The sequence below is a fragment of the Psychrobacter sp. N25K4-3-2 genome (assembly GCF_015351755.1).
GTDB classification, from domain to species: Bacteria; Pseudomonadota; Gammaproteobacteria; order Pseudomonadales; family Moraxellaceae; genus Psychrobacter; species Psychrobacter glaciei.
The window spans coordinates 365,241-378,448 of sequence record NZ_JADKLX010000002.1 but is presented as its reverse complement, the minus strand read 5'-3'; the positions used below and the strand labels follow the sequence as shown (position 1 = coordinate 378,448).

Annotated in this window: 10 protein-coding genes; 2 read left to right on the top strand and 8 right to left on the bottom strand. The window is 42.6% G+C overall.

Annotated elements, in window-relative coordinates:
* The first annotated feature begins 1 nt into the window (after nt 1).
* Nucleotides 2-742, top strand: a complete 741-nt coding sequence (locus IOD06_RS06580; protein ID WP_189584481.1) for an MHYT domain-containing protein — start codon at nt 2-4, stop codon at nt 740-742.
* Nucleotides 743-993: 251 nt separating this feature from the next.
* Here IOD06_RS06580 and IOD06_RS06575 read toward each other — a convergent pair whose 3' ends face one another.
* Nucleotides 994-2,136 carry an ATP-grasp domain-containing protein gene (locus IOD06_RS06575; protein WP_194620079.1) on the bottom strand — a complete coding sequence of 381 codons (1,143 nt, stop codon included), beginning with the start codon at nt 2,134-2,136 and terminating at the stop codon, nt 994-996.
* Nucleotides 2,137-2,960: 824 nt separating this feature from the next.
* Here IOD06_RS06575 and IOD06_RS06570 point away from each other — a divergent pair.
* Nucleotides 2,961-4,283 carry a TerD family protein gene (locus IOD06_RS06570; protein ID WP_194620077.1) on the top strand — a complete coding sequence of 441 codons (1,323 nt, stop codon included), beginning with the start codon at nt 2,961-2,963 and terminating at the stop codon, nt 4,281-4,283.
* 139 nt (nt 4,284-4,422) lie between these two features.
* Here the strand turns inward: IOD06_RS06570 and IOD06_RS06565 are convergent, their stop codons facing one another.
* The 7 genes from IOD06_RS06565 to IOD06_RS06535 form a co-directional block, all read right to left on the bottom strand.
* Entirely contained in the window at nt 4,423-5,031 is a 609-nt protein-coding gene (locus tag IOD06_RS06565; protein WP_010199561.1) for a TerD family protein, read from the bottom strand.
* 168 nt (nt 5,032-5,199) lie between these two features.
* Complete coding sequence (locus IOD06_RS06560) at nt 5,200-5,952, bottom strand: TIGR00266 family protein (RefSeq protein WP_194620075.1); 753 nt, start codon at nt 5,950-5,952, stop codon at nt 5,200-5,202.
* Between the two features lie 222 nt (nt 5,953-6,174).
* Nucleotides 6,175-6,750, bottom strand: a complete 576-nt coding sequence (locus tag IOD06_RS06555; RefSeq protein WP_189584493.1) for a TerD family protein — start codon at nt 6,748-6,750, stop codon at nt 6,175-6,177.
* Nucleotides 6,751-7,230: 480 nt separating this feature from the next.
* Entirely contained in the window at nt 7,231-8,298 is a 1,068-nt protein-coding gene (locus tag IOD06_RS06550) for a DUF475 domain-containing protein (RefSeq protein WP_189584496.1), read from the bottom strand.
* 294 nt (nt 8,299-8,592) lie between these two features.
* The gene (locus tag IOD06_RS06545; protein WP_189584499.1) at nt 8,593-9,168 is read right to left on the bottom strand and encodes a TerD family protein; all 576 of its coding nucleotides are present in this window, start codon (nt 9,166-9,168) and stop codon (nt 8,593-8,595) included.
* A 254-nt stretch (nt 9,169-9,422) separates the two neighbouring features.
* Nucleotides 9,423-11,765, bottom strand: a complete 2,343-nt coding sequence (gene rlmKL, locus IOD06_RS06540; RefSeq protein ID WP_194620073.1) for a bifunctional 23S rRNA (guanine(2069)-N(7))-methyltransferase RlmK/23S rRNA (guanine(2445)-N(2))-methyltransferase RlmL — start codon at nt 11,763-11,765, stop codon at nt 9,423-9,425.
* A 599-nt stretch (nt 11,766-12,364) separates the two neighbouring features.
* Entirely contained in the window at nt 12,365-12,892 is a 528-nt protein-coding gene (locus tag IOD06_RS06535; protein WP_194620071.1) for a peroxiredoxin, read from the bottom strand.
* Nucleotides 12,893-13,208: the final 316 nt, after the last annotated feature.

The following is a 13,208-nucleotide window of genomic DNA, read 5'->3' as shown; positions in this document are numbered from 1 at the left end:
AATGATTGAAGTTGAATATAACCTGCTTTTGGTGTTGGTTTCATATGCCATCGCAGTGTTCGGCTCTTATGTGGGTCTAAATCTTGCCATTCGAGTGCCATCTGCTAAGCCAGGATCAGACCTATATTTTTGGGTCGCGCTATCTTCGATTGCCATTGGTGGTGCTATTTGGTCAATGCATTATATTGGTATGATGGCAGTCGATATGAAAATGCCAGTTACCTATAATCTGGGCATGACAATTGTTTCGATGCTGCTTGCGGTTGGTTTTGTGGCTATTGGTATCATGATCGTAGGGCGCGGTGCGTCTAGCATGAGTAAATTGATTGGCGGTGGTGTCTTGACTGGACTTGGCGTTGCAGCCATGCACTATACTGGTATGGCTTCAATGCAGATGGAAGCTACGATGTCATACAATATTCCACTTCTGATCACCTCAGTGGTTATTGCCATTGTAGCTGCTATCGCAGCATTATGGTTGGCGTTTAACCTACGCGGTACCTTACAGCGTTTCGGTAGTGCGTTCATTATGGGTCTTGCAGTTTGTGGTATGCACTATACTGGTATGGCGGCTATGGAGATGGATGCTACTAACCATATGATGTCTATGAGTTATACGCATGATAGTGCAATCTCTTCAGCGATCATTATTTTTATCGGCTCAGCGATCGTATTGAGCTTGTTGTGGGTTCTTGCATCTAAGAATGCCCCTAAGAAAGCAACGCTAGTATTTGGCGAGTAACTCTAAGTAGTTGTTTTTAAACGTTAATGTATGATACAAACAGTAAAAAAGGTTTTTAGATTGCTATCTAAAAACCTTTTTTGTGCTTGACGATCTTGACTATCAATTAGGATTATAGTCAATGAGGCTTATAGTCGATTCAATTTAAAAGTAGTACAAGGCAACCGAGTGTAGATGTATATGTGATACTTCAAGCGAGGTTAACGCTGTAATACTTTTATAGTGGAATGACTATATCCTCACTTAGTAAGTTACTCAGCGTCTGTCTCTTCAATTTTGACGCTCATCATCAGCGAGCGCACCTGGCAAGGCTTAATTTTTTGAGCAATGTCCTCTAACTGTGGCTTTGCCGTTAATCCTAGCCAATAAGCAAATCCGACTTGTGTGAGATCGATACCGCTATGCACTGTATAACCGATGCCGCCAGAAGGACGACTGTTAATCTCAAGGACACGGTGTTGACCGTCATCATCTGCCTTGGTCTGTACGCTGACGATACCATCGCAACCAAAGGCTTTAATTAATGGAATCACCACCTCCATAACGTCCTGCTCGTAGCCGACATGCTGGATTTTGCCTGTTTTATGACGAGTAACGGCTGCCAATACTTCACCATATTCACAGACAACATCGATAGAGTACTCTTGCCCTGATAAGTAAGGCATCAGCAGCATCGGAATAGGGCGCTCACGTATCATTTGGCTATGAGTATAGGCATTCACAAACTGCGCGGTATTGATTTTTTTCTCTTCGGTAAAGTATAAATGCTCAAAGCTATCGTAATGCTCGCCATCGTCTTTGGCCAGATCTAGCCGCCAAAAGCCTTGTGCAAAAATACCAGTGACAGGTTTGACGCATAAAGGCTGATGACCATGCTCGCTAAGTAAAGCCTCAAGCTCAGCAGTATTGTCAAAGCGCCAAGCGTCTGCCACCGGAATGTTATGGGCATGGCACTGCTGCATAAAGGCAAATTTATCATCGATACACTCTAGCGCTGCGATGCTGGTTGCTCCTGTTAATAATCGAATACCAGCGGCACTAAATGCCTCACGCTGCGCTTCATAGTCGATACCATTACGACCAGTCAGCAATACTTTTACGTTGTGTTGTTTGGCTTGCTCTAAGACAAATTGCCAGCGCGGTGTGACGGGTTCAGGTATGATTTGCTCATCACTGTCGAGTAGGGTTTTGGATGGCTCAATATATGTGCTGTCGGCAAACTCGAAAATTTCAGGTCTGTCATGGCGGTGTGACGCTATAACATTAAAGGGCGAGTGCGCTTGTGTTTTTAGGGCTTGCAGGCTGGCTAACATATCACGCTGGCTAGACTGACCTTCTGCCAACCAAGCGGCAACGGGGGTCATAGAAAGGCTATCGTTAGCAAGGTTACTCATAATTCTCTCAGCATTATTATCAATGTTATAGGTAAGTGTTATAGGTATTGGATAACTGGGTGTGATTGTCGCACGTTTCTTGTCAAGATGGTCAATACTCATCCGTTGCCAAAAAAACCACGCTGCACCGTCATTTATAGCAAAGTCTATTATATAGAAATGCTACGCTCTAGGGCGTGTCCTCATTTAAAAAATGGCAATAAAAATGAGATAGGTTGCAGTCAGGCAAGGAAAATAACGCAGATGATATCGAGATATTAGTCAGCTATAGTCAGAGCACTTTTAAACCGCTACGGTGTTATCCGTCCTAGATGTACTCAGTGTACTATCTGCGGTCGGTCGCCTTGTAGCGATTCTAAAATTGTTTGACATTGTTTGGCATTGTTTGGCAAGATTTAGCCATTTTTAGCCCATTTCGATGACCATCGATTGAATTGAGAGCACGCCTTAGTGTGCTGATTAAAAATCTGACATTATCCATGCTACTATACGACGATAGTGAACATAAAAAACATTAGGGCGTGTTGAACATTCACAAATAGGCACTGCTGATCGCTAAAACTGCTCCAAACAAGGCGTAAAACGACGGTAATGCTAGTGCCTTAACTAGGTTTACAACGCAGTATGGGGAAGTTTTAGCATCAGCTCTAATATCAACAGAGGGAGACAGGACTCTTTTTTGCCACTTCATTGTTAAAAAAAGACGCTTAGAATAACTAAACTTACTGTTTTTAACGTCGAACTGTCTAAAAAATAGTCTCTGTCAGTGCCATGGTTGAATGTTCAACACGCCCTAATATAATAAATAACTCAAAGGACATATGATGAGCCAGAACCAACCTCAAAAACTGATTGCTGGTGCCAATGCGCCACTACCGACGGACAATATTAGTATTCGCATTTTAAGTCAAAATGCCATCGATTGTGCTGCTTATCGTTTGACCACTGACGGTAAAGTGCGCGGTGATGGCGATATGATATTTTATGGGCAGACGCGTAGTGATGACGGCAATGTCAGCTTCCGAGGTCACGATAGTGACGGATTTTTTGATATTAATTTAGCAGCGCAACCGACGAATATTGATAAAATTGCCTTGGCATTTTCTAGCGCGCAAGCCTTGGCGCAAATCGGTGATGTTGATATCCAAGTATTGCAAGGCAGTCAAGTACTGATGACTTGTCAGCTTAGTAGTGCTGGGCGTAATGAAAAAGCCATTATCCTTGCAGAATGCTATCGTCGGCAGGGCAGCTGGAAGTTTAGATTTATTGCCCAAGGTTTTGAAGGTGGTCTGAAGCCGTTGTCTGAGCATTTCGGTGTTGAAATCGCCGACGAAGCACCAGCTCAGCCCCCATCTCAAAACAACAATCAGGCTCAAAATCAAAACCAGTTACAGGGTCAGTCTCAACCTATCAATACGCAAAGACCTATCAATACGCAAAGACCTATTAATACGCAAAAGGCGGGCAGTGACTCTCAAGCAAGTACGCCGCCACCAATTCCAGCCAGTCCTTCGATCAATTTAAGCAAAATCACCTTAACCAAAAACCAATCCAGTATCAATCTTAAGAAGCGCGATGACTTTGGCAAAATCTCGGTCAACCTAAACTGGAACCAACGTCCAGATATGGATAAGCAAGCACCGAAAAAAGGCTTGTTGGGTGATCTGTTCAAGCAGCATAAAGCGGGCGGTATTGACCTTGACGTAGGGGCTATGATTCATCTAAAAAATGGCGAAAAAACCCTGATTCAGGCCTTAGGCAATCGCTTTGGTAGTTTGCAATCAGCACCTTACGTCTGTCTGCGTGCTGATGATAGGACAGGACAAGTGAGTGGCGGTGAGTGGCTCGATATCAATGGTCAGCAGTGGTCGCAAATTGAGGAAGTATTTATCTTTGCCTTCATCTATGAAGGCGCGCCGAACTGGGCAAAAACGGATGGGGTAGTGACCATTCATGTGCCCGATCAGTCGCCGATTGAGACGCGCTTAACAGAAGGCACAGGCAACTTGCCAATGTGTGCCATTGCGCGTTTGGTCAACCAACAAGGCAGTATCAATGTTGAACGTATTAACCAATACTTTAAAGGCCATCAAGAAATGGATAAAGCCTTTAATTGGGGCTTTAGCTGGAAACGTGGTAGTAAGTAAGTGCTTGAATAGCACCCCTTAATACAAAAAATCAGCCCGTCTATTATAAATAGACGGGCTGATTGCTTTTGAGCGTTAACGTTTTAAAATGCTGATTTTCAAGCGTTACGAGCAAAAACTATTTAGACTTTATAAGTTATTAAGCATGTGGCGTAATAGCAGGCATCAAATCATGGAAAGTACGACCTGAGGCAGTTTCGCCAATGGCATGCATTTTCCATTCGTTATTATGACGATAGACTTTTGCCATTACCATCGCTGTATGACTGCCTTGCGCTGATAGGTTATAGCGCGCGACTTCTTGGTTATTATTGGCGTTCACGATACGGCAAAAGGCGTTTTCTACCGTTTCAAACGTCTGTCCGGTAAAGCTATTGACGGTAAATACCAGCGAGACGACATTAGCAGGGATTCTTGAAAGATCGACGTTGATAACTTCGTCATCGCCATCGCCGTCGCCAGTACGGTTGTCGCCTGTGTGTACGATACTGCCATCTTTTGATTTAAGCTGGCTGAACCAAATGGCATCGACTGCCTGCTTGTTGCTATCGAACATGATGCACGAAGCATCCAAATCGATAGAATCGCCGCCGCTACCGCCGCCAAATAATTTGCCTAAGAAGCCACCTTTTTTCTCTTGCGGTCCTTGTGCTACGTCCCAACCTAGACCCAATTTTACTTGAGTCAGATCGCCGCCGGCTTCTTTGCTTAGGGATATTTTTTGTCCCTTTTGTAAACTAACTGCCATGATAAAATCCTTATATCAATTTCAAAAGTACGATTAGCTGTGTCGAACTCGCTTAGTCTACAAGGCGTAGTACTTGCACTTGTTTTCCTTACTAATCAAATTTTTGTACATGATATTATAATAATTGTGGGTGATAAATTGTGAGTAAAATTGTCTTGAAAAATTAAGTTATAAAATATTATCTAAAAAACCACCACTGCCACCACGACCTCCGGAGCTACTGCCCAAGATGCTTTGTAGCCAGCCTTGATAGCTGTCACGATTGCGTGAGCAGATAATGACTTTACCATTGCCTGAGAAGTTCAACACCATGCCTTCGCCACTAGTGACTGAATTTATGATGCTGCTCATGATACCTTTTTTCTTGCTGGTTGAGACCGACAGCTTGTACTCAAGATTCGAGTCCCAACAGACCACATGACCATTATCGATGATAACGTCTTTTTCTGGGGTGACATCAATCTCAAACAACGAGCCAAAGCCAGATACCACGACCTGACCTTGACCTTGCGTCTGCATAACCATAAAGCCACCAGTATCACCAAACACTGCGCCGCCAAGGTTACGTTGAATATTGGCTCTGATATCGACACCCGTTTGTGCAGCGACGAAAGCGCCATCGCTCAAGGTATATTGCTGATTACCGACATCAATGATTTGCATATCACCATCCAAGGTTGGCGCAAGCAAACAATCGCCTTCACCATTCACCGCTTCAATTTGCTGCTGAAACAATGATTCATCGTTCGCAAAACGGCGCATCAATGATTGCATGAGGCCACCTTGCAGCTTACCTTTAAGCTCAAGATTGGATTCCATCATGACCATCGCATTGGCTTCACAATAGATCGAGTCGCCTTTTTTGAGATTGCAATGTAAAAAAGGCTCAATGGTACCGATTAAGCTAAACGTTGCGGCCATGGGGTGCAAATCCTTATTCTAATACAGTTGAAATATGCTTTTTTAATATGATATCTGTGATTCTAAATCATTAACTTGATTGATTTTAGAGACGCTATTAAATTTAAAGCCATCAAATGCTTTAAAAGGGCACACTTGATGGCTTATGTAGATAGCCGACAATCAGGTGTCTGACTGCCGCTATTAACTGTTTGAGTGATTAACGTTGCTATTAATAAACGTCTAAACGTTGACGCCATAAGAGCCGGCTAATGGTCCAAGACCACCGCTGAAGCCTTGACCAACGGCGCGGAATTTCCAATCACCGCTGTGACGATACAACTCGCCAAAGATCATCGCAGTTTCAGTGCTACCGTCTTCTGATAGGTCATAACGAGCGATTTCAGTATCGCCATTGTCGTTTACGACACGGATATAGGCTTCGCCTACTTGACCGAAGTTTTGGTTACGGCTTTGACCTTCATAAATGATGGCACAAATAGCAACTTTGCTGACATCAGCAGGGATACTAGCAAGGTTGATTTTGATTTTTTCATCATCGCCATCGCCTTCACCAGTGCGGTTATCACCAGTATGCTCAACCGCGCCGTTGTCTGATTTTAAGTTATTGAAAAAGATAAAATCTTGGTCGTTACGAACCTTACCTGCTTCATTGACCAAGAAGCCAATCGCATCCAAGTCAAATTCTTGACCGTCAGTGGCGCGTGGATCCCAGCCAAGACCGACCGTGATATTGGTCAAACCTGGTGCTTCTTTTGATAAGTTTACGTTGCCGCCTTTTGTTAAGCTAATAGCCATATAGATATCCTTTAGATTAATAATTAAGTGGATTGGGTTGTGAAATAAATGAACTAAAATTATGCAGTGACTGATATATGTGGGTAAATCATAAAAAAACTACCTGTATGCCATACCCTGCATATCATTACGTTTTACTATACTAAGCGTTTGCTCACTAAGCAAGGCGTATTTTGTGCGCTTACCAGATGGTTACTAAGGGACATATCAGTGCTGCAACTCTGATACTTTTTAACAAACCTAGTAACAGTGGTTAAGATATTGTTATCGCAAAGTATTTTATGAGTCTTCAGAAGTTGGCTAAAGGCTCAGATAATAAGCAGCTGAAAAACTTTGTAAAAGTTGCATGCCGTAAATAAAAAATGCTCATAAACGAAAACAGGTTATACCAACATCTTGGTATAACCTGTCATTAAAACGTATTATGCTAAACAAAACGTATTATGTTTGATGCTTACTACGCTTCAAACTCACTATTTATCAGTTAAGAGATTTTGCTTCTTGTTTGCGATAATTGAGTGAGGCCACAAACGCCCAACCAATAAAGGCAATACCGATAAGACCAGTGATAATTTCTGGTACATGAAACTTCACCGATAACAGCATGATAATGGCTAAAGCACCGATGGCGTAATGCGCACCATGCTCAAGATAGACAAACTCATCAAGCGTGCCTTTATCGACTAAGAAAATCGTCATCGAACGCACGAACATTGCACCGATTGCAAGACCGAGCATAATAACAATAACGTCATTGGTAATTGCAAATGCGCCAATCACGCCATCGAAACTGAAAGAAGCATCAAGAACTTCTAAGTACAAGAAGCCAATAATACCGCCTTTCATAATCGCGCTGGTCGCCGCAGCGCCCGAGCCATTTTCTCCGTTTTCTAGATCTTCTTCCAGATCACCTTCAAGCATACCAGAGACTACCTGTACACCTAGATAAACTAAGATACCCCAAACACCCGCAATCAAAACGGCAGAAGCTTGTTCAGCGGTGGCCCAAGATACTGAAATCATCAAGACAATAAGCGCAACGAAGACGCTCATGGCATCCACTTTGCCTAGTTTCGCAAGACGGCTCTCAAGCCAGTCAAACCAATGCACTTCTTTTTCATCGAATATAAAGTTTAAGAAGACCAGTAGTAAGAAAATACCACCAAATGCTGAAATTTCAGCATGATGTGCCATTAGTCTTGCTGAGTATTCTTTAGGATCGTTCAATGCCAAATCTATAACTTGCATCATACCAAGGTCAGCGGTAACCGCGACGATGACAATGGGGAACACCAAGCGCATACCAAATACGGCGATTAAAATACCAACCGTTAAAAATATCTTTTTCCAAAATTCGTCCCAGCCCTTTAGGACTGAGGCATTGACCACTGCGTTATCAAAAGACAACGAGATTTCCATAACGGCCAAAATAGCAGTAATCGAGAGAGTGGAAATCATACCACCCATACCGCCATGTGAATATCCCCACCATGCCGCGACCGCTAAGGCAATGGCCGTGAAGATAAAGTCTAAATAAAAATGTCTCATGACACATCCTGTCTAGTTGCGTAAAGCTAAGGTTGTCTATTATAGACACAGCACAAAAAAGCGGTTATCGCTAACCACTTTTTTATGCATAATTCTAAACGAAACATAAAGCATTATTGGTCGTTTAGCTATCAATAATTGTGGCTATTTTGCAACTAAAAGTACGTTATTCATTAGCTTATTCAGAACTCTACAAAGCTACTTAGCATAGCTAACTAATAAAGGTGCTTTGAACGCTAGTTTTAGCAGTGCTTATCACCCCAATTGTGATAATGATATCATCTAAACACGGGTTTAGATATCAACGCCGTATTGCTGGCACATGGCTTGCAAGCCGCCAGAATAGCCCTGACCAACGGCGCGGAATTTCCATTCGCCGTTATGACGATAGACTTCACCAAATACCATTGCGGTCTCAACAGAGTAGTCTTCTGCCAAATCAAAACGTACTACTTCGGTGCCAGTATCTTCATTGACGACACGGATGAAAGCATTGGCTACTTGCCCAAAGTTTTGGCTGCGAGCTGCTGCATCGTGAATGGTGACAGTGACGACGATTTTATCGACATCGGCAGGTACTTGGGTTAGGTTTACTTTGACGACTTCATCATCACCGTCACCTTCGCCAGTACGGTTGTCACCAGTATGCTCAACCGCGCCATTGTCAGATTTGAGTTGGTTGTAAAAGATAAAGTCATGATCGCCGCGTACTTTGCCAGCGGTGTTTAATAAAAATACGCTGGCATCAAGGTCGAACTCGGCACCAGAAGTAGCACGCTCATCCCAGCCAAGACCGATAAGTAGCTTGGTTAAATTTGGGTCAGTTTTGGTTAGCGATAAATTACCGCCTTTATTAAGTGATAATGCCATGAGATTGTCCCTGTTGTTAGCGTAAAAATTTTTGGTATGAAGTAATGAAAATAAAAGCGATGTTGAACCAAAATTGGTGCAAGACCATCGCTTGATAACGCTCTATCATAACAACAAAAAATGACCCAATCAAAGTAGATTGGGTCATTATTGTGTTTCATCGTCATTGGGCAAAAAACCCAAATTTTGAGGAGCTAGACTGCTGAGATGAATTTCTCTATTTGTCTAGCACTTTTGTATCGATAAGCGCTTGATTACAGGCTTTGACGGTGACGAATCTCAAAACTTTGATGGATTGGTTTTTTGATATTAAAATCGAAGCCAATGGTTTTTTGGGTGATATCAACGATGTCATAGCGCTCGATTAACTGCTCATCGAGCTCAAAACGGGTAAAGTTGTTTGAGAAGTATAAGACGCCATCAGCGGTCAAGCGGTTCATCGCGCGGTTAATAATAGCGGCATGATCTCGCTGCACATCAAAAGTACCTTGGAACTTTTTCGAGTTTGAAAAGGTCGGTGGATCAATGAAGATGATATCGAATTGCTCGGTATTTTCCTTAATCCACTCAAAAATATCGGCAGCAACGAATTGATATTTATTGCGGCTGACATCCAAACCATTTAGGACAAAGTTTTGCTTGCCCCAATCGAGATAGTTCTGCGACAAGTCAACGCTGGTGACTTTTTTCGCGCCAGCCAATGCCGCATGTACACTTGCCGTACAGGTATAAGCAAATAAATTCAATACTGATTTATTACGACTGTTGTCTTTAATCCGAGCGCGCATATTACGATGGTCAATAAATAAACCGGTATCGAGATAGTCGGTAAAGTTGACGTAGAAATACGCGCCATCTTCGCGAGCAACATGAAACTTGCCACGCTTTTCTGTGGTGTTCTGCTTACTATACTGATCATTACCAGACTGGCGTGCCCGAGTTTTGATAAAGATTTGTTCGCGATTAATATCAAACACTTCACGAATACCCATCAAAGCTAGATTAAAGCGTTTTTTGGCGGTCTCGGGTGGAATGGTTTTTGGTGGTGCATATTCTTGCACGTGCGCATAGTCACCGTATAAGTCGATAGCCACTTTAAAATCAGGCAAATCGGCATCGTAGACACGCACATTACTCACATTGTCTTTTTTGGCCAGTTTCTTGAGTTTGGCAAGATTTTTTTGCAGGCGATTGATAAAGTCTTGACCGTCTTCTACTTCAATCTCACGCTTTTCAAAACGGCTCACAAGATTACCTGTTTGCCCTGCAATCAACTTGCCATAGCGGAAATAAACGGTAATGGCACCATTATGACAGCGTAAGGTTTTTGGTTCTTTAATTGGTAAGATATCGACTTGCTCGACATGAGAGGCCAATATACCAAGCATCGGATCGACACCACTACCAGCAAAGCTGTCTTGCAATATAAGCCCAATCGCTTGATACAAGGGCTTAATCATCTCTTCATCACCCAAACGCTCGCCGTAAGGTGGGTTGGTGATAATTAGAGGATTGCTCAATCGACCATCATCGACCAACGGCTTTAGCACACTGCTTAGCTGGTCAAGGGCGCGGGTTTCAATGTCGAGTAACGGTAGCAAGTCCTGTAAACCAGCGGCAATAAGGTTTTTTTCTGTGGCGATAATCGCGCCACTATCGGCATCAAAACCCAAAATGAGCGGTAGGGTATCTGGCTGCTCGTTAGCGATTGCTAAGCCTTCACGGAAACGTGTCTGGGCATCATCAATCATCTGCTGCCATAGCGTCTCGTCATGATGCTGCCATTGGTAAAAACCAAATTGATTGGCGGCTTTGTCGATACCCACCGCATAATCACAATGCATGAGTAGCGCTTCAATGATAAAGGTGCCAGAGCCACACATTGGATCGACTAAGGCATTATAAAAAGGCGCGTCGCCAGCATCATTTTTCTTATGCCAGCCTGCGCTATAAAGCAAAGCTGCTGCTAAGTTTTCTTTTAATGGTGCTTCGGTCATCGCCACGCGATAGCCACGGCGGTGTAAACTGGTGCCTGACAAATCTAAATACAGTTCAGCTTGCTTGTCATTAACCGTCGCAAAAATAGCAAAATCCGGATGTTTGCTATCGACGTTAGGGCGACTGTCATAAACTTCATTAAAGGTATCAGCAATGGCATCTTTGATACGTAGCATCGCAAACTGTTGACTGACAGCGACGCGTTTGTCGACGGATAGACGGATGGCAAAGGTTTGCTCTAAGTTGAATTGCTCCGTCCAATTGACCGATTTTGCCAAACCATAAAGCTGCTCGGCCACATCATACTCAGCATTGATGTTTCTGCGTTTGATTAACATCAATACCCGTGACGCTACCCGCGACCATAGGCAAATAGTATATAAGTCACGCAACGTACCCGTAACGGTCAGACGCCCCGTACTTTTGATATCGCTTGCAATACCAAAACTCGTCAGCTCAGTCTGTAGTGGTGCCTCAAGCCCATCGGCACAAGTGATAATCAGCTCAAGTGACAACTCTGCTGAGATCGCTGGTGAAAGTGCTTCTGACAACGCTGGTGAAGATGCGGCGGCAAGGGCTGGCGCGGTTGTTTCGGTCATACGGATACCTGTGGGCTAAATTGATAAGTAATGATAAATAAGGCACATCATAAGATAAGATGTTTAACCGTCAATTTTACCATAATTACGCTATGGATGGTTTAAGTGGCTTTGATTAAAAGACGGCGTTTAAAATTTTGGCGTTAAGGTGTTATTAAAACTACTGCTATCTATAGTGAGTGAAAACTATAGTGAGTGAAAAGTAGTACAGATACACCACGCAATGCTGATATCCATTTTTCTTGCTTGCTGTGCCTGCACAGACAGAGGCTACAAAAAATTGATATCAGCAATACCGTCGCATTTTTAGGATATTTTGGCTATAGCGTCAGATTAAAAAAATGGCTCATTATTGGTTTTTAATCTAAGGCGTGTCCTCATTTTAAAATGGTAATACAAATGAGATAAATTACAGTCAAACAAGGAAAATAACAAAGCTCAGAGATAGAGGTTCTTGTAAAAAACATAAAAAAACTGCGTAGCCCTTATGTTCAAGGACTATGCAGTTTGGCAGTTTGGCAGTATTTGAGCCTCAGTACTTAAGCATCTATCGACGCCTGATAATACCAGTCAAGAGCCAATGTACTTAAGCATTGTGATTAAGCCTTACTTTTCAAATAATCTAACATAGTGTCTGCATCTGATACTTCAAATGGGTCTATTGGACAGTTGTCGCCAAAATCAGGTTCCTTAAACACTTTTTTGATGGCTTTGTTGTCGACAAGCATCGAATAACGCCATGAGCGCATACCAAAGCCAAGATTACTCTTATCAACCAGCATGCCCATTTTACGAGTGAACTCACCATTGCCATCAGGCAGCAAAAAAACGTTTTCGCGGTTTTGCTTTAGGCCCCACTGATACATGACGAAGGCATCATTGACAGAAATACAAACGATTTCATCTACGCCTAACGCCTTAAACTCATTGTAAAGCTCTTCATAACGAGGTAGGTGGCTGGTTGAACAAGTTGGCGTAAAGGCACCTGGTAGTGAGAACACAACCACTTTTTTATTGGCAAATAACTCATCTGTGGTGAGGTCATACCATGTGAATGGGTTATCTCCTCCAATAGATTCATCACGAACACGAGTTTTGAAAGTCACATCAGGTACATGGGTAATCATTATTTACTCCGATTTGGGTTATTGTCTTTTTGTTTTCAAAATGCTGCATTTATATGATAATAGTTATAGTAATCCATAAGCAAATCTTTAGGCTTATATTCACTATATAGTTAATACTAAATAAAATGGATAAGTTATTTAATAACGCGAAACTGTTATAAATTTTTCTGGCTTGCTGTGCCTATGCCGACAGAGGCTGCAAAAAATTCATCCCAGTCCCGCTGTATCTTTTTCATATCGGACTGACTATATAAGCTATCAAAATATATGAGCTTTTTTTAGACCTTACAAGCTACGCTAGCTGCTTTGGCCATAT